This window comes from Lentzea kentuckyensis (genome assembly GCF_002150765.1).
GTDB lineage: Bacteria > Actinomycetota > Actinomycetes > Mycobacteriales > Pseudonocardiaceae > Lentzea > Lentzea kentuckyensis.
The window spans coordinates 33,752-51,922 of the sequence record NZ_MUYM01000094.1; the positions used below are offsets into that span (position 1 = coordinate 33,752).

An 18,171-nucleotide genomic window follows, 5' to 3' on the forward strand; every position below is an offset into this window, starting at 1 on the left:
AGAAAGGACCTGAATCGACATCACTTGAAGCAATTCGCTTCCCAATTATTAAACCCCGAAAGAGTCATGAAAAAGATTCCGGGAGCCATTGAATTTACGGAAAGGTCGAGCTAGTTTTGAATTACAGTCGGAAGCGCCCGGGAATTCGACCCGAATAGAACGCCTGGCGCGAGCCATGTCCAACACAGCCACACCAAACACAACCAGGGAGGACCCGTGACCACCAAAGCCGACTTCTACGACGGGACCGGACGCCACGCCGTCTGGCTGGGTTCACTCCACGGCAGCGCTGACCCCGACACCGTGCGAACTGTCGCGTGTGGACGGTTGATGCTGGACGCGAACGACCCGTTCACCTACGCCGACGCCGTGACCGACCTGCTCGACGTGTGGGCCGACGAGGACCACGGTCACGGCTACCACCCACTCGACGGCTGGCCCTGGCTGTGGCCGGACAGCCGCGATACGGACTGGGTGTTCACCTTCACCCACGGCCGGGTGCAGATCACGACTGGCCGCGCCTGGCTAACCGCCACTGGGAGCGCGTCGTGACCGCCGCCGACTTCTACCTCGGGCGCGGCCCGTCGGCGCGCTGGATCGGGTCTCTGTGCCAGCTGGCCGATCCCGCGGAGCTGGCCACGGCGCCAGCCGGACACACCCTGCTGGCCGCGACCAGCGAGCTCGACTTCGCCCGCGCCGCTGCCGCCCTGCTCCTGCAGGGCGGCAGCGTTCACCACCTGGCCGATGGGTGGCCGTGGAGCTGGCAGGACAGTTCGCTCACTGGCTGGTGCTACGCGTTCGACGCAGGACGTGTGTGGGTCAGCTACTTCGGCCGCGTGTGGTTTCCCTGCCCATGCCCCGATCACGAAGACTTCGACACGGTGATCGACAAGTTGCGCCGATCCAGCGCCGACGGGCCACGTGCAACGTTCCCGGCCCAGCAACAACGATCCTCCGCAGTGGACTCCCAGGTGGACGTGGCGAACGGCCGTGCGATCGGTTTCTGGGAGCTACACAGCTTGATGGAGCAGGCCGCCCGCGACACCGGGAACCTCGACACCGCGCTCTTTGTCGAAGTCGACTCGCCGTGCCTGTTCGTCGATGACGAACCGGACTCGCTGCTGGCCTACGTGCTACGGCGGCTCGGTGCCACAGCCGCAAAAGTGCACGCACTGGGAATCAACGACCGCGAACCGAGCCACGTGTTCGCACGGCTCGGATTCCAGCTCACCCGCAACGCCCGCGCGCTGGCCGACGACTTCTGGTGCTGGGAGCTGCGCGCCGAGTGGTGGGCCGATCTGCTCGCCGACCACTCCCGTCCCATCTACCCGCGCGACCCCGATGCCGTTCCGCCGCTGCTCCAGGCTGGTCAGCTCGTGTCCACACACCGACCACGTGTCGACCGGTAGCGTTTGGAAGCGTTCGATGTCTCAGCTTGGCTGTCACTGGCATCAGCAGCGGCCCGCCACGGATGGAATGAGAACGCTTGATGACGGACTACGAGTTTCCGACGCCACCGGAAATCGAGACTGCATACAAGACGGCATACAAAGCGCTGGCGACCCTCGTGCCCCCAGACAGCGTCAGTTCGGTAGAGGAATCACACCTCACCGAGGTGCTCTCACAGTTCCGGTCTCTTGTCGACCATGCGGAACTCGCGATCATCGGACGGCTGGGCTCGCCCGTCACGTGGCAGGGACCGCGCCAAGACGGCGACTGGGATCTGATCGTAGCCGGGATCGATCTTGACGACGCCGGGCACGACTTCGGCGATGTTGAGCTCGGCACGGATGCGTTCGAAGGACCGACCCGATCCTGGCACGATAGCGCCCTGCAACGTGCAGGCTTTGTGTACAAGCGTGCGTGCGGATGGGATCACGCGCCAGGCGGGGCCGGCGTGTGGGTGGTGATGCTGGCTCCGACATCAGGCGCTGGCTCGGATGACTCGTGGTTCTACAGCGGCCGTGTTGTCGGTTTCGTTGTGGTGTACGACCGCGATGATGACGGTGTCTATGAGTCAGTGGGCCACATCTGGACGGCAACGGAATGGCAGCGCCGCGGGATTGCGCGGCGACTTCTGGCTGAAGCAAGGTCGCGATTCCCGATCGCCGGCGTCGAGAAGCCCTACACCAACGACGGCAAAGCGTTCCTGGATGCCTGCCCTGACACGAGGATCCCTCCTCAGGACTGACGACGCCGGACGCCGCCGCGCTGGCTGCGACCTGCAAGCCAACGCAGGGGCACCTTTCGAGCACCGGGTTTGGTGTCCCGGCGCCTTCCGGCCGGGCGCCGTCCACCTCGTTCAGCAACCCCGATCAGCTCGCGGGGTTGGCTGTGTATCGTTTGGGCGCGTCCTGGACCTTCGTGGCGTAGCCAGCTGCGACAAGCTTGTCCAAGGCGTTGGCGACCGCACCGGATGACCGGTGCAGGGCGTTGGCGATCGAGCCGGGGCCGAACTGTTCGCCCGGATGCTCGGCGAGGAAGTCCTCAACCATGCCGCGCAACGCGCCTTTACCCAGCCGCGCGGACTTGATCGGACCGCCTACCAGTGCCGTACCCGACTCCTGGACCTCCTCAACACCGCCTTCGTCGACGTCTTCGTCATCCACAAGGGACTCCGGCAGAGGCTCCATCCGGCTGAGGACCGGCTCGTTCGCGGGAGTGGGCTCGGCTTGCTCTGGCGCGCCAGTTGCCGAGTCCGAAACCGGTGCAGTGCCCTCAGGGACGTCAGTGGGCGGCTCGTCGTCTCCGATGGCGTCGTTGATGGTCCAGGTGTCGGCGGCACGCCGCCCACCGCGACCGATGCCCGAAATCCGGGTCAGGCTGCCATCAGCCGCCCACGTGGCCAGGATCTTCCCCGCTGTGGAGCGGCCAATCGCGGCATGATCGGCCAGCTCGGCGGCCGTGGATCCAGGGTTGGCGTGCACGGCATGCCAGAGTTTGTCCTCAGCTCCCGTGTGCCGCTGGCTTGTCGCGGATCCAGCGTCGGGCACTGCGTGCAGGGTGGATACAGAGCTGGCGTTGCTGTCCTTCTTCGGCATGTCATTGGTCCTTGTCTTTATGACTTGCTGGGTTGGTGAGCGATGTCCCAGGCGATGCAGTCGGCCGGTATCTGATTCGGGCCACACGACTATGGACGCTTCGTCGACCGGCCGAAGTCAAGACGTCACAGAAGAAAGATGACTGTCTTGTTAGGACTTTGAAACGGTGACAGGTTGCCGACTAACCCAATCCGGTCCCTCTCAACGCTTCGCTTGACATACGTCGGGGTATCGAGCGTGGATGGACGTGCGAAACAACGCAGGCAATCTTGCCCGCGCGAGCATTCACCCTTGCACAGCAAGGAATGTGCCGCGCATGAACCAGGAGGACATCATGACCGCCGACACCGTCATCGCGACTCGTGGCCGAATCACCGGCGACCACCACGCCGACACCGCCACGCTACCCATCGACGACATCGCGGCCCGACTGATGAAGGATCTCAACGACGTCCGGGATGACGGAATGTTTCCCTCCGACGCCGAGTTCAGCATCAGCACTGACAAGACGGGGACCGTGCCCGTGCTACGTGTCACCGCGGCCTGCGACACCGACGTCAGCGACGCCATCACCGGGATCGCAGCGCATCTCGCCGCGCAGGTCTTCGGTCTTGCCAGCCACTACAACGAAGTCAACCTCGACCAGCCCGACCAGGCCAGGTTCCTTCAGCACGTCACGGTGAGGTGCGCTGAGAGCGCATCGGCCACCCTCGTCGGCGTGATGGTGCAGACCGCCTGAAGACGGTCACCGACGGCCTTGGCAGGACGTCCCGCCGCAACCGCCCGATGCTGCTGCGGCGGGACGTGATCCCCCGAACAGCAAGCCGCCCGACACCCGGCTCCACAACAGGGCACGACACCAAAGGACTCCGCGATCATGTCAACTTCCTGCGACACCGTCGTGAAACCGCAACCGAGCATCGATACCTTTGACGTGGCCGCTGTCCGCGCTCGTGAGTCATTGCCCGCCAACGCGGTGGTGATCATCGTTGACGGGCATCCCGTTGCGCAGCAGCCACCTTCCGATGTGTGGGGCCTGCGGGTGATTGCCGCTGACACTGCTGTCGAGAGCGGGCGACTCGCGTTGTTCGCCGTCGTTCCGCTTTCCGCACAACCGGATCCGCGCGTCTGTGACGGCGACGTAGTGGTACGGCTGCACACCGATGCGGTCACCTCCACCGACGTCAGCACGTCCATGAACGTCGGCGTGTGGCTCGCTCAAGGCGGCAGCTGGGCGTTGGTGGGGACGTGGACAGGGTTGGGTGCCGGATGGCCGGATCTCGTCGCTCCCACGGTCATCCGGCTCATGCAGTGCGACACGAGCCCTGTTGACGAGCTCCCGACGCGGACCTCGCTCAACGGTCGATTCGGCGCATTGCGCGACATGGTGTCCGCAGGGCTGCTTCACGACGGCGAGAAGCTGCTGTGCGCGCGTCCTGGCTCAGGAGTCCGGTATGACGCGCACGTGATCGATGGCGGTATCCAGTTGCCTGACGGTCGCTGGTACGCCCGTCCGTCCGGGGCACTGACCGCGCTCGGGTACCGACACCAGAACGGCTGGACCTCCTGGTACCGCGCACGCGACGGCGTGCCGCTATCCGAGATCCGGCTGACCCCACCCCGCGCTCGCCATCGACAGCAGGGCAAACCGCAACTGCACCACATGCTGGCCGACGGCACCCTCCACGCCGGCGACGAGCTGCGTTTCGTCCAGCCCCGCAAGGGCATCGTGCACACGGCGCTCGTGCTCGCGGATGGTCAGATTCAACTCCAGGATGGACGCCTCTTTCCCACGCCCGCTGCGGCCATCGTCGCCTGTCACCCGAGTGTGACCGATGGCTGGCGAACATGGCGGCGTGTCAGCGACAACCGCACCCTCGCCGAACTCCGGGATGAACACCGCAACCGCGCCGCCCTGCCACAAGCACAACCAACATCAACACCACATCGCTCCGACGACGCCGAGCAAGGGCTCTCATCGACGCCGGCGACACCCTGATGCGCCTGGCACGTGGCTGGGCTTTGTGGGTGTGGGGCCACTTACCAGGCATCCACCGTTCGAGTCGATCACCGTGAGCACCCCAGAGACCAATAGGGCGGAAATGGAAACGCTGACGACGTTTCTGCGATTACCTACCTAGCGTGGTGATCGAGACGAAGGGACCTCACAGTGGCCTCAGCGTGGTTAGAGCAGGTGTTCGATGCCCAACAGGCCCAAGTCGGAGGCGTGGTCCGCCGTGCCCTCCGGGACGTCGAGAGGTTCTCGTCGATGGCCGAGCTTGTCGACGAGGCCCGACGACGGCGATTCCATGTGATCGAGACTGGAGACCAGGTCGTCATCCTTTGCCACGAAGGAGAACTCGCCATCCACTGCTGAGCGCGGGAAGACGAGTCAGAATCACTGTGAGGCAACGGTTTCGAATGACCAAGAGGCACCAGCCGAGACTGAAGGGCTGACCGCTCCGGCGTGATGAACCCAGCCACTCCGGAGCGGCACCGGGAACATGATCAAGTCTCACTCACGCCGGTCGCGACTGGACGCAACCACGACACGGCCCCGCGCTCTGGTTTCCGGCGGCGTTGCATCGATCATCTTCTGCGCCGACGCCTTGAGTTCGTCGAGCGTCGGCCACCTGCCTACCGATTCGCTGACAAGTTTGACCTGCCACATCAGCAGCCAGGAGATCGGCTCGAACGTATGCGCGTCCGTTGGGCACTCGCCATCGAAGTGCAGCCCAACCTTGTCCGGGTCCTTGCCCTCGGCACGCATGACCTTCCGCCGCTGTTCGACCTCGGCGAGCATCGCCCTGTGTTCTTCAGTGCCCGCGCGCATACCCTCGTTCCTGCTGATGGCAACGGCGCCGCACCCGGTACACCTGATCGGTTCGTATTGCATGACAAGGTATCGGCTCAGAGGAGCTCTCAGGACACCCCAGGAACGAGAATCTGGCAGGCTTACACGACGACCTCAGCCGCCGGACCGCAGAACAGAGGGCCACCTTGACAGACGCTCCTTCAGATCTGGACATGGTGCGCTCAGGTCTTCGCCAGGCAATCCACGACGTCTATCACCACGAGTGGCAGTTGTTCAGAGAGCGCACGAACGAGCGCTCTCTGCTGTTCCACATCGGCCGCTACCTGGCGACACAGGTCGACTCCTGGAGCACGCGACTGTCAGTCGACTTGGAGTACAACCGCCACCACGTCAACAGCTCGTCGATCAACGCGCGGAAGGAGCTGCCGCAGGCCTTTGAACTCTGCGAGTACTGTCGTAGGCGGGGCCGTAGGGGACTTGTCGTGTATCCGGATCTGATCGTGCATGACCGTTCTGGGTCATCGAGGAACCACAACCTCCTTGTGCTGGAGGCCAAACACGGCTCCACTCGGTGCTCTTGTGATGAGGCGAAACTCCTTGCACTCCAGGCGCACTTTGACTACAGCTACGCGGTTTACGTCGAGTTTCCACAGAAGGGCAGACGGCCGCTCTGGCGATGGTTCACTCGCGACGATGTCGACGTGACAGAAGACCTAAGCCCAGTGTTCCAATGTGGATCGTCCAGTCGCTGCCCTATCGCGCCTGAAGACGCTCAAGCGTCGAAGTAGCCAGCACAGGCTCAGGATGCGTGGGATGCGGTAGGCCGCGTGGCAGCGAGATAGCGGCCAACCTGGTCGACCCGAACCGTCGTGCCCGGCTCAGGTGCGTTGACCATGCGGGTTGGTGAGATGGCGATCCCGACGTGCGTGATGCTCGCAGTCCCAGCGCCGTAGAACACGAGATCGCCCGCCCGTAGCGGTGTTCCGGCGGGCAGGACAGGACCTGCGTTGTACTGGTCCTGTGCGACTCGTGGAAGCTTGATGCCCGCAGCGCCGTAGGCGGCCTGCGTCAGTCCTGAGCAATCCCAACCGCCTTCCGCGCCGCCGTCACCACCCCACACGTACGGTTCGCCGAGCTGATCGCAGGCGAACCGCACGGCCAGCGCAATGGGTGCGGTCACGTGGCCGACGTGGTGAGTGGCGCAGGCTGTCGAGCCGTTCGATGCCGCCTGCGCGTAGGTGGTGGCTTGGTCGAGGACTTTGCGGACGTACCAGTCGGCGCGGTTGTAGGTGAAGATCGCGCCGTAGAGGTCTTTGCCGTCGCGTGCGCCGGAGTCACACAGGTAGAAAGCCGCGGCGTGGACGGCGTCATGCGGGTCGTAGCGCGAAGGTGGTGTCCGGCCGTCAGGCGGGATGGTGTGCCGGGAGATCACCGAAGCGAAGGTAGGTGCGAGGAACTGCATCGGCCCGCCTGCACCAGCGAAATTCTCTCCGCTGGTAACGCCCGGCGCGTTGAGTCGTCCGTGATCGCTCTCGATCTTGCCTATGGCGGCGAGGATGCTCCACTCCAGGCCGGGGCACTCGCGGGCGGCGCGGACGTAGAGGTGGCAGTAGTCCGCGGGGATGTCGGTGATCGGCCGCGCACAGTCCACTGAGCCGCCGTTGCCGAACAGCGTGCCGAACAAACCGTGCACGGTCCCAGCGACCAGCAGCATGACCATCACTGCGCCGCCCATGGTGGCCAGTCCCACTTTGGCGAGCACGACCGCATCACCTCCGACGTGTAGCCGAGCGCTGGTCCGACGTGCTGGGTACCGGCGGCATAGGTGGCGGCGCGGGTAGCAGGGTCCGTCGGGCGGCTTGGCCGGAATCCACGCTGTCGGCCGATACATGTGTCGGCGCCGACCGAGGCAGGTTCTGCCAGACGTCGAGCAGTTCGTGCAGGGCGCTCCGCGTTGGTTGTCCGCTGGTGTGCACAGGTAGCCAAACCGGGTCGGCAGGACTCGGTTGTGGTGCATGGGGGTTGAGGAGTTTGGCGCTGGCGGTGGCGACTGGAACCTGGTCGGGGTGGTCCAGTTCGTGCCAGGTTCGGGTGAGCAGACGGCGCGCGGCGGCCTCACGTCGACTGGTGGGCAGCCACACCAGCAGTGGGGTGGCGATGCCTGAGGCGGCGGCGAGGCAGGCGTAGCCGTGCAGCTTGGCGGCGACGGTGGCGAGTTGCTCGGTGCCGAGGTCGTACTCGAGGAAGAACTCGATCTCGCGGTCGTTGTGACGCCAGCGGCCGTAGGCATCAGGCTTGACGAGGTCGCCGAACAGGCGGGCGCAACGGGTTTCCGACCACCAGGCGGTGAGAGCGGTCGTCGAGTCGTAGCGGGAGCGGGCGATCAGGGCGGTGAACCAGTCGCCGACACCGACGGTGTGCGCGAGGGTGAGGCTGTGCGCGATGCCAAATGCGCGGTGTTGCCGGTAGCCGAGGTCTTTGACCTCCAGACCGTCCTCGGCGGCCAGGACAGCGGCGCCCGCGGGCGAGAGCACGTAGTGCATGGGCGCGGTGCCGAGGGTGACGAACGGCTGGAACCGGTCTACCACCGCGTACTGGAAGAGCTCGCGGAGCCGTTGCCGCGCGAGCCGGGGTCCGGTGAAGGCGAGATCGCTGATCTGCGTCGTGGTGAGCACGCGGTGCTCGTGCAGCATCCGGATGATCCACCGGTCGCGTGGAGTGAGCCGCCAGGCGAGCTGAGCCTGGTGATCGACAGTGACGGCGAGGCGCGGGTTGGGCCGGCTGGCGCGGTGACCTCGGAGGTTGCGTTGCTTGGTGGGATTGGAGATCACGTGTACCTCCGGGCGTTAGTGGCTGCGGCGGGGATCAGTCGGCGGGGCACCGTTGTCCTGGGCCTGGGGCGCGGTTGTGGCCTGCGGCCTGGTAATGCGGGTTCGAGCTGCGCGGCGGATTTCGCGTGCTCGTCCCGGTGTGGCGGCGGGCAGTGGATCGGTCTGGAAGGTGAACGGCGGTGCTTGTTCGCCGTGCAGGACAAGGCGTGCGGCGGCGTGGAAGGCGCCGAGGTGGGCGAGATCGTGTTCGGAGAGCCGCGGTGCGGTGTGGCGGGACAGCTCGCGCGCGTCTTCGGGGCTCGCGGTGAAGTAGATCTTGGAGCGTGCGTTGGTGCTGATGCCTTCGCGTAGTTCGCGCGGTAGTTGGCCGAGATGCTGGTGCGCGAGCGCCATGGACAGCCGGAAACCTCGGGCTTCGGCGAGCATGTCCTCGATCGGGTAGGGCAGGTTGAGGAAGTTGTGGCATTCGTCGATCAGCAGCGAGGCGTCTTTGCGCTGACGTTGCGGGACGCGAGCACGGGCGGTGGCGGCCTGCCAGGTGCGGGCGACCACAAGTGAGCCGACCAGACGAGTGGTCTCCTCGCCGAGCGATCCTTTCGGGATCCGCACGAGGCAGATGCCACCGTCGAGGACCTCGCTCATATCCACTGTGGAGGGGCCTGCTGCGATGGCGTCGCGGACGAACGGACGCAGCAGGAATGCGCGCAGCTTGTTCATCAGGGGACTGACGACCTGGGAGCGTTGTGCGTCGGACAGGTCGTCGTACCAGTCCCAGAAGCCACGCAGGATCCGATCAGTGACGTTGGCGGTAACCCGCTCCCGGAACGCTGGCTCGGACAGCAGCGCTGGGAGGTCGGCCAGCGAGGCTGTGCCGGGCTGGGCACGCAGGGTGAGGCATGCGGCGCGGAAGAGGTCGTCGGTGCGCGGTCCCCAGAAGGCGCTGTAGACGCGGCGGAAGACGCTGACGAGGTTGTCAACGGTGACGTCGGTTTCCCCGCCGTCCAACGGGTTCAGGCAGGGCGGGCGACGCCGGTCGTCGGCGTCGAACAGCACCACCCGGTCTGCGGCCGTGCGGGGCAGGCGGGCGAGCACGTCGGTGACGAGGTCGCCTTTGGGATCGATCACGACTAGGCCGCGGCCTGCTTCGGCGTCGGCGAGGATCGTCGTGGCGAGCAGGGTGGACTTGCCGGAGCCGGTGGCGCCGAGCACGTGCAGGTGCTGGCGGGCATCCGGGACGCACAGGGCGACCGGGCGGCGATGCCTGGTATCGGTGACACCGAGCGGTTTGGCTTCCGGGCCAGGTACGGGGACGCCAGGCGGTGGCGCAATCGCCCTGGCTCCGGCGCGCTGCACGCCAGGAGTGGTGTCATCGATCGGCAAGTGCGCGAGCGCGGCGAGTTCTCGAACGGACAGCAGATCGCCGGTGTGCAGACGACGGTCGGCCAGCACGGATGCCGGGTGACGTAGGCGGCGGCGCGTGTAGTGGTTGTGTTCGGTGAACGTGGCGAACGCCGTGGCCAGTGCGTGTGCCCGGCCGCGCACGATCTCGAACGCCTGCCGCACCTCGTCTGGGACGGCGCTTACGGGCAGGGTGCTGGTGACGGCGTAGCGGATGGTCGTCTCGTAGTGGGAGCCGCGTTGCTTTGCCACGATGGCACGGTTCTGTGCTGAGTAGTCCAGAGAGGACTGTGGGTCCAGGTGGGTTGTCGTGTGCGCCCGTCGGTCGGTGCGCATGCCAGGTGTGATCAGATCCAGTAGCCGGCTGACGGTGCGTGTGGAACCGCCGGTGTGGATGCGTCGGGAGGCGCGGCGGGCGCGGGCGAGGCGGCGGCCGGTGACGGGGCGGGCGAGGATCTGCACGCAGGCGTGCTCGCCGTGTCCCAGTCCGATCGGCGCTGCCAGCAGTGCGCGTAGTGGGTCGGTGTCGAAGTCGGTGCGGATGGGCAGGCTCTCGGAGCGTGCGAGCCGCAACTGGCCGCCGGTGCCGATCTGCCACATTCCCGGTTCCGGTATCGGGAGGGGCGGCGTGGCGGGGCTGGTGTGGGTGTGTGCGCCTGGCCAGGCTGCCTCGATCGCGCGTTCCACCAGGCCAGGTGGCACGGTGCCGGGCACCCACAGCCGGATGGCGACGCCCGACTCGCTGAAGCAGCACTCAAAGGCCAGATGCGGCTGGCCGGTGAGCAGGCGTGCCCAGGCCGGGCGCAGCAGCCCGACAAGCTGCGCCCACAACGCTTCTCCGCCCGCTGGATCGACGGTGGGCGGAGCGAGCACGGTGATGGTGCGGGCGTCGGTGATCCACCGCTGGTGGCAGCGTCGTCGCCACCACCAGCGTCCGGTTACCACCGCCGCGAGCACTGTGGCCGTCAGCGGGACCGCTACAGGTCCGTAGAGCACAGCCCATGCGCTCAGGCGGGCGAGCACCGTGCGGAGTACGCCTGCGGGGTCACGCAGGTAGTCCTCGAGCCAGCCCGCGGTCTGCGCGACCGCTGCCGGGGCGGACAGTGAGTTCGCCGCTGTCGCGGCCGAGGTGAAGGCAGGCATGAGAGGCCTCCGTGAGCGTCGAGAAACTTGCCGGTTCAGGCGTGGAGGTCGATCGACGTGTCGTCGTCGGCGTCCAGGTGCGTGTCGGGCCCAAGATCGAGGTAGCCGGTATCAGCGTCGCCGAGGTGCTCGGCGAGCTCGGCGGGTGAGGACGTGGCCAGAAAGTCTTCGGCCGGAGATGCGACGGCGTGGAACGCAACCCGTTGTGGCCCAACCGACAGCAGTGCTTGTCCCGGTTCAGCCGAGAGCAGGAACTGTCGTTCGCCAGCGGAGATGCCGAACTCGCGGACGATGTCCTCGATGGCCTGGGGTGCCTGGCGCAGCAGGATCTGGGTCGCGGCGTTCGCGACGATCGTCCTACCGAGATCGCTGCCCAACACGTCGGCGGTGTCCTGGGTGGCGATAGTGAGACCAGCCCAATGCTTGCGGAACGTCTTGGCCATCCGAGCCAGGAACTCGGCGCCGGCCTGCTGGCGCATCAGCAGCCACGCCTCATCCACCACGACAAGATGTCGTTGTCGGATCGCCGGGTTCGCCACGCGACGCCACACCGAGTCCAACGTGAGCAGTGTGCCGATGCCTTTGAGTTCCTCCGGCAGATCTCGCAGGCTGAATACCACCAAATGCCCGTCAGGAACCACGGTCGTGGGGCCGTCAAACAAAGTGCGGAACGCGCCCTCAACGAACGGGTGCAGCCGCGCCGCGAGGGTGGTGTGCCGTCCCGCAGCAAGGGTGTCGCGCAAGTCTTTGAGCAGTGGCGCAGGCCGGGTCCAGGTGCGCGGGTCGGCGGTGATCCCGGCCTGCTGGTAGGTCGCAGAGATCGCTCGGTCCAGCACCGCGCGCTCGTCCGCGGTCAGCTCGGCGCCGAAGAGCACGGCGAGCACTGTGTGCACGTACAGGCTGCGCCGCACCAGCGCGTCTTTCGGCGCGGTGCGCCGCCCGTCGGGCCGGGTGTGCACCGGCAGATCGAGCGGGTTGAGACGAACGCCGGGAGCGCCGAGGTGCAAGTAGGTTCCGCCGACGGCATGGGCCAGGCGGGCGTACTCGTCCTCCGGATCGACCACGTGCACGGTGATGCCTCGGTACAACGAGCGGAGCAGTTCCAGTTTGAGCAGGTAGCTCTTGCCCGAGCCGGAGCGGCCGAGCACCACGGCGTTGTGGTTGGGCAGCGCGAACCGGTCGTGATGCACCAACCCTTGCGACGCAAGGTTGTAGCCGTACAACACTCCGCCCGGCGCGCCTGTGTCCGCGACGTCGGGTTGTGGGAGATCTGGTGAAGTGAAGGGGTAGGCGGCGGCCAGGGCGCTGGTGTCGAACACCCGCGTCATGCCGACCAGGTCCAGCCCGAGCGGCAGCGTGGTGACCCAGCCCTGCAGCGCGCGGTAGCTGACGTACTTGGCGTCCATCAACAGGGACGCCGCCAACGCCCGGACCGCGGCGGCCTCATCGGCCAACGCCTGCTCGGTGTCGGCGTGCACGGTCAGGTACAGGCCCAGCCGGAACAACTTGCCTTCGCCGCGGGCGACACGGGCCGACAACTCGTGGGCGTCCTGGGCGGCGGCGTCGACGTGTGGGTCAGCAAGCCGGTCGTGGTCGGCGGTGTGCCGCCGTGTCGACTCCAGCCGGGCGAGCTGTTTACGGAGCCGGTTCGCTGCAGTGACTGGGTCGACCGGCTCGACGTGCAGCGAGATGTCGAGGCGTCCGGGATAGCCCAGCAGTGGGGTGAGCCAGCCGTACTGGACTTCACGGGGGTAGCCGGTGATGGCGAAGCTGGTGACCCAGTCGCCGCCGACTTGCAGGTGTCGGGTGCCGACGCTGATCGAGTCCGGAGTGAACGCCTGCGTGCCCATGCCGGTCACTCCTCGCCCTCGTAGTCGGGCCAGTTCTGGGTGGTGGTGATGACCTCGTCGCTGGAGGCGATTAGGGCGCCTGAGGGCAGCAGAGTGTCGGGGTTGCAGGCCGAAGCGAGCACGCTGGTGGTGCGGGCAGCATCCAGTGGGGTGAGCACGATCCCAGCCGGGCTGAGCAACTCGGTCGCTTCGTGCAGTCGGCGCACGAGCCGGGATTCGGCGGCCCGCCGGGCAGCGGGCGCGCTCGACCGCTGCTGGTTGCGGGAAGGCAGCCATGTGCCGTGCGAACGACCGGAAGTGGGCAGCGGTTCGCGCAGGATCAACAGGAGCTCGCGGCGCAGCAGATCTGCCTGTGCGGCGAGCTGCGAGAGGTAGTCGGCGTGCTCGAGCGCCGCGGCCTCCAGTGCGGGGTGCGGCAGTCCTCCAGCGTGGTCGCGCAGCTCGGCGATCTGCGTGGACAGGTCGATGCGTTCGGTGCGCACGAGCACCTGCGCGGGTGCGGTGAGCGAGTGCAAGTAGCGAGCGAAGCCTGCGACCAGAGCTTCCTGCTCTGCGGGTGTACGCAACGCGAAGTTGATGGTCGAGCAGGAAGCGATCGCGACCAGGCCGTCAGTGCCGAGGTCGACTATCCCGGCCGTGTCCACACCCTCGGCGGGCAGCCGCAGCGGCCCGACTCGCTCTACCGGGTTGTCGGCGGCACGGGTGGCCAGCCACGGTGGCACGGCCCGCACACCGTCGGAGGCGGCGACCCTGTGCCGCGCGGTGAAGACATGACGGACAGCGGCGAGGAGCACCAGATCCAACGGCAATCCGTCGCGCTGACCAAACGCCAGGACCACTGCCGCCACGCCGATCGGAACCGCCAGGGCGAGAAACACCGGCCACGGCAGAAATCCTCGAGTGAGGGTCCAAGCCATGTAGAGCAACGCCCCTGTCGTAGCGAGAAGGGTGAGCTGGCGGGCGGTCAGTCCTGCCAGCACCCGGTCCGGCCGGTCGACATCAGCGGGAATGTGGACGGTCATCGGGGATCTCCCTGGCTGGGGCGGCGACGGCTCGGACGGGCACCCGGTGCCGCAGGTGTGGCCGGCAGATCCAGCGGTAACCGCAGCTGCGAGCCGGCGGGCCGTGACACGGGCGGTGGCGCGGGCTTGTCCACAGGTGGACGCGGAGTGCGCCGGACGTCGAGCGGCAGCGGGTACTGCCCACCGCGCAATGGCCGGTTGCCCTTGTACGGGTCTAACGGCAACTCCGGCTGGCGGGGCGCGCGTCGCCGGGCAACTGGTGCTGACGGGGTGGGCGGTGCCGGCGGGTGAGGTGTGCGGCGCACATCCAGCGGCAGCGGATACTGCCCACCGCGCAGCGGCCTGTTTCCCTTGAACGGGTCGAGTGGAAGCTCCAACTGTCGACCCGCACGCCGTGCCGGATTCGGCCCGCCGAACGAGGAGGGAGGGGCGGTCTTCGCAGTGCGCTGTACCGCGAAAGGCAGCCGGTACTGGCCGTCGCGCCCGAGGATCGGCTTGTTCTCTGGCCAGTCCCCGTCCAGTGGCAACGTCAGCTGAGCACCGCGGCGACTAGGTGCTGCCCCGCCCGTCGGCACAGTGGTGGTCGGCTTGCTGCGGCGCTGACGCCGCAAACCGGTCAGCGGCAACATGTACTGGCCGCTGCTGTTCATGCGGGCGCGCGCGTACGGGTTGGCCGCACTGTTCGCTCCGCCACCGGACCGGCTCGCCGCCGTGGTGGCGCCTGCGGCGCGAGCGTGTGAACCGGCTCCGCCGCGCAGCAGGCCGAACGTCTTGTACATGACGAACGCCCGCAGCAACGACCCGAGCATCGATCGGCTCCCGCCGCCGAGCTGGATGTGGTGCATGACCCAACTCGGGATCTTGACCAGGATCCACAGCAGCGCACCGGTGACGATCAGGTTCACGATGCCGTCCGGCGTCGGCCCGAAGATGGTGAACCCGCCCTCGGCGAAGAACACCCGCAGCGCGGTGATCAGCGCCAGCGACTGGCCGAGCTGGATACCGAGCACTCCGAAGAAGGCACGCCACCACCAGCGGGCGATTCCGTCCGTGTAGGACAGACCATGACCGGCCAGGAACAACGGCGCCCCGGCCAGCAGCACCACCGTCAGCGCGACCCGCACCACGTAGGTACCCACCAGCGAGACGAGCAGCACCACGATGGCCAGCGAGAGCAACACGCCGAAGACCCCGCCGCTGCTCACCGAGTTCATCACCGTGTTGGTGAGCAACGCGGACAGCGTCTGTGCAGCGCCGCTGGGATCCACACCCGGCGCGACCAACGCGTAGGAAAGGGCGTTGGCGAACTCGATCGCCTTGGTCGCGAAGAACAGCGACAGGTTCGCCGCAAGGAACCCGGTCGCAATCCGCGGCGCGACCTCGCGCAGCGTGGTCCGAGTCTGCAGGGTCTCGTAGGTCATCAGCACGATCCCGACGACCATGACCAGCAGGGCGTAACAGGCGACCGCGATGCCGCGAGAGGACTCCCACAGCTCCCCGACGCGCGGCAGCTGCTCCAGCGTCGGAGTGGTCAGGAGCGTCTGACCGACCAAACGCAGCAACGAGTTCAGCGCCCCGACCACAAGCGCCCAGAAGAAGTTCGTGATGCCATCTGCGATGCACGCATCGACATCGGTAATGCCGCAGTCGCCACTGGCCGGGTTCGGCGGCGCCGACGGCGTGGTGACCGGTGGCGCGGTGATGGTGCTGCTGGTGGGTTGCGGGATGCACTGCGGGGGCAGCGGCTGGCCCGGAGCGCTGGGCCGGCACGGGCCCGCCGTGCTGGAGGGCGGCACGGCGCCGGTCGGGTTCGGCGGGGCCGGATTCGGCTGGGCCACCGCGACAGTGGCCATGCCGCCGAGCACCGCAAGAAGCCCGGCCAGCAGCAGCCACAACACCGGCTGTCGAGCGACCACGCGGCGCCGCTCCTGCGGCGGAGAAGCCATCGGGCGAGACATCGTCGCGGAGGTGACCGCTGTATGACCTGACCTCTGCGCGGGCATCGGCTACGCACCCACAATGCCCTTGAGCACCACCACGATCAGTGGCGCGAGCGCGGCCAGCCCGAAGCCCCAGGCGCCGGCCTTGAAGCACTCCTTGGCCTTCTCCTGCTCCCCCGGATCACCCGCGCCGAAGATCCGGCGCACGCCGCCCACGGTGAAGCACACCGTCGCGATGCCGCCCAGGATTCCCATCAACCAGTTGCGAATGTTGTTCAGGACCTCGTCGAGCGTCTGTGCCAGCGCGACCACCTGAACGGCCTGCGCGCGAGCCACCGACGACGTCACGAGCAGCGCCACGACAACCAGTTCGGCCGTGACCAACGCCAACCGACCCCGGCGACGGATCTGGCGATCCCTCGGAGGTGTGCATCCAGCGATGTCTCGCTGTGAGCCATCTGGCGAGTTGTGAACGCAAGCTGCGGCCACATGTCGGCCACCTGATGTAGCCAGACTGGGAGACGGGTTGCGCGGGCGCCGGGGATGTTGCGGGCGATGCAGAGTGGGAAACATTGGGGCACCTCCGAGAGCGAGGCCGTTGGCGGTGCGGGGGCGGTGGTGTCCCGCACCTCTCAACTGCGTTCGCAACGCCCGTTTTCGGACACGCGACGGCGACTTTTCCGTGGTTGGCCCGGCCGACGGCTGGTTACGGGGTGTGATTGCGCGCGGGGGTTCCGACGGTCCGGAGCGAGTGCCAGCCGAGCGGCCACGCAGTCGACGAGGTCGGTGTCCGCGGTCGTCGAGTCGTCACCTTCGAAAGCGCCAGTCAGGTAGGCGACGAGCTTGCGTTCGGCGCGCAGCCGCGTCCGCAGGAAAGTGTCGTAGTTGATCCCGTGCGCGGCGGCGTAGTCGCGAGCGGAGATCTCCTCCAGCCTGGTGGCGCCGATCATCTCGGCCTGCGCTGCAGTGATGACGCCGTCGGCCACCGCGCGGGCCAGCACCAGATCGGGGTGTCCCCACGGCGCGGGCGGCGGCTCGGAGCGGAACCGTTCGTCGACCGGAGTGGGTCGGTCCAGTTCCTCCCGAATCACCCGGATCCCGGCAGCGCGAGCAGCGGCCTGCAGCCGCTGCATAATCCACGGCTTGCCGGTGTCGATCCGGGCCAACTCCTCGAGGAATCCCGCGAGCATCGCGGCGTAGACATCAGCTGGGTCAGCCGCATAGGGACCGACCAAGCGCGCCGCCGCGGTGATCAGTCCTGGCAGGGCCAGGCCGACGCAGCCGACCGTCCACGCGCCGCGCTCGGCACGCGCCCGCTCGATCACATGTGCCCACACCTGGTCACGCATGGCATCGGTACGGCGGGCGGCGAGCAGCCTCCGCCGGACCTCGTTCAGCGGCACCAGCCGGTCCGGGAAACCGTCGAACACCCGCCCGTCGATCGCGATCGGATTCGGGCCCGTCACCAGCAGCCAGAAAGCCTTCGAGGCGACGTCGAACACCGACCCGCCCGAGGATTCCTCCCGCTCGCCACCTGCAATGTATTCAGCCATGACGTACGCTCCCTTGCGCTTTGAAGTGAACGCAGCAAGGAAGACACAGCCGGTACTACGCAATTACTACCGAACTACTACAACGCAACTACATGACCACTACAGAGATCACAAACGCACCGGCGAGACTGCCCCGGCCGCCGCCGTACTGTGATCATCAGGAGCCAGCGGCGCGCCCATCTCCAATAGGCGTCTAGCTGCCGCTATGGCGCGGCTGTAGTAGCCCGGTAGTAGCTGCACGGTTGCCATCCACCCGACCGGCAACGCCCTAACTAAGCTCCACTCTCGAATCTCGCAAAGAAACAATTGCTTCGTCGTTCCATGCACGCCGCCCACAACTGCCTCGAAGCAACCCCCGACTACTCGCTCAGCGAGGCACCCAGATCCTCCACACCTGGTTTCACTTCCCAATAAGAAAAGTCAGGCTGGCGTGTCCGAAAACGGGTGCTGTCCGCGCAGTTGAGAGGTGCCACACGGATTCATCGACCTCACGGCAGCGGAGGACCCCATGGCACCACGAGACCACCGGCCCGACACCGACCCCGTGCCCCGCACACCCTGTCTCTTATTACACATCT

16 protein-coding genes are annotated in these 18,171 nt (G+C 66.9%); 5 read left to right on the plus strand and 11 right to left on the minus strand.

Annotation, left to right across the window (positions count from 1 at the left end; all coding sequences use genetic code 11):
* The first annotated feature begins 216 nt into the window (after positions 1–216).
* From B0F77_RS36100 to B0F77_RS36110, 3 genes are all read left to right on the plus strand, one after another.
* Complete coding sequence (locus B0F77_RS36100; protein ID WP_086667524.1) at positions 217–552, plus strand: hypothetical protein; 336 nt, start codon at positions 217–219, stop codon at positions 550–552.
* Positions 549–1,409, plus strand: coding sequence for a hypothetical protein (locus tag B0F77_RS36105; protein WP_086667525.1), 861 nt, complete (start codon positions 549–551; stop codon positions 1,407–1,409). The genes B0F77_RS36100 and B0F77_RS36105 overlap by 4 nt, the downstream gene beginning before the upstream one ends.
* An 80-nt stretch (positions 1,410–1,489) precedes the next feature.
* On the plus strand, positions 1,490–2,191 hold the full coding sequence (locus B0F77_RS36110) for a GNAT family N-acetyltransferase (RefSeq protein ID WP_086667526.1): 702 nt from the start codon (positions 1,490–1,492) through the stop codon (positions 2,189–2,191).
* Positions 2,192–2,315: 124 nt separating this feature from the next.
* Here B0F77_RS36110 and B0F77_RS36115 read toward each other — a convergent pair whose 3' ends face one another.
* On the minus strand, positions 2,316–3,041 hold the full coding sequence (locus B0F77_RS36115) for a MarR family transcriptional regulator (RefSeq protein WP_086667527.1): 726 nt from the start codon (positions 3,039–3,041) through the stop codon (positions 2,316–2,318).
* Positions 3,042–3,357: 316 nt separating this feature from the next.
* Here B0F77_RS36115 and B0F77_RS36120 point away from each other — a divergent pair, with 316 nt between their 5' ends.
* Both B0F77_RS36120 and B0F77_RS47360 read left to right on the plus strand, forming a co-directional pair.
* Entirely contained in the window at positions 3,358–3,780 is a 423-nt protein-coding gene (locus tag B0F77_RS36120) for a hypothetical protein (protein WP_086667528.1), read from the plus strand.
* Positions 3,781–3,918: 138 nt separating this feature from the next.
* Entirely contained in the window at positions 3,919–5,040 is a 1,122-nt protein-coding gene (locus tag B0F77_RS47360) for a restriction system modified-DNA reader domain-containing protein (protein ID WP_143467074.1), read from the plus strand.
* A gap of 186 nt (positions 5,041–5,226) precedes the next feature.
* On the opposite strand, the gene B0F77_RS50630 is transcribed toward B0F77_RS47360, so the two are convergent.
* From B0F77_RS50630 to B0F77_RS36185, 10 genes are all read right to left on the minus strand, one after another.
* Entirely contained in the window at positions 5,227–5,352 is a 126-nt protein-coding gene (locus tag B0F77_RS50630; protein WP_281252586.1) for a hypothetical protein, read from the minus strand.
* Between the two features lie 204 nt (positions 5,353–5,556).
* Complete coding sequence (locus B0F77_RS36140) at positions 5,557–5,874, minus strand: hypothetical protein (protein WP_086667532.1); 318 nt, start codon at positions 5,872–5,874, stop codon at positions 5,557–5,559.
* Positions 5,875–6,655: 781 nt separating this feature from the next.
* Positions 6,656–7,618 carry a C40 family peptidase gene (locus B0F77_RS36150; RefSeq protein WP_245849110.1) on the minus strand — a complete coding sequence of 321 codons (963 nt, stop codon included), beginning with the start codon at positions 7,616–7,618 and terminating at the stop codon, positions 6,656–6,658.
* A 7-nt stretch (positions 7,619–7,625) separates the two neighbouring features.
* Complete coding sequence (locus B0F77_RS36155) at positions 7,626–8,687, minus strand: replication-relaxation family protein (protein WP_086667534.1); 1,062 nt, start codon at positions 8,685–8,687, stop codon at positions 7,626–7,628.
* 15 nt (positions 8,688–8,702) lie between these two features.
* A complete protein-coding gene (locus tag B0F77_RS36160; RefSeq protein WP_143467076.1) occupies positions 8,703–11,228 on the minus strand; it encodes a type IV secretory system conjugative DNA transfer family protein in 2,526 nt (841 codons plus the stop codon).
* A gap of 35 nt (positions 11,229–11,263) precedes the next feature.
* Positions 11,264–13,078, minus strand: a complete 1,815-nt coding sequence (locus tag B0F77_RS36165; RefSeq protein ID WP_143467078.1) for a VirB4 family type IV secretion system protein — start codon at positions 13,076–13,078, stop codon at positions 11,264–11,266.
* A 5-nt stretch (positions 13,079–13,083) separates the two neighbouring features.
* Positions 13,084–14,100, minus strand: coding sequence for a PrgI family protein (locus B0F77_RS36170; protein ID WP_086667535.1), 1,017 nt, complete (start codon positions 14,098–14,100; stop codon positions 13,084–13,086).
* Positions 14,097–16,016, minus strand: a complete 1,920-nt coding sequence (locus B0F77_RS36175; protein ID WP_143467080.1) for a TrbL/VirB6 family protein — start codon at positions 16,014–16,016, stop codon at positions 14,097–14,099. Before B0F77_RS36175 ends, B0F77_RS36170 begins: the two co-directional genes overlap by 4 nt.
* Positions 16,017–16,106: 90 nt before the next feature.
* Complete coding sequence (locus B0F77_RS36180) at positions 16,107–16,430, minus strand: pilin (RefSeq protein ID WP_245849111.1); 324 nt, start codon at positions 16,428–16,430, stop codon at positions 16,107–16,109.
* A 242-nt stretch (positions 16,431–16,672) separates the two neighbouring features.
* The gene (locus B0F77_RS36185) at positions 16,673–17,542 is read right to left on the minus strand and encodes a hypothetical protein (RefSeq protein WP_086667537.1); all 870 of its coding nucleotides are present in this window, start codon (positions 17,540–17,542) and stop codon (positions 16,673–16,675) included.
* Positions 17,543–18,171 lie beyond the last annotated feature (629 nt).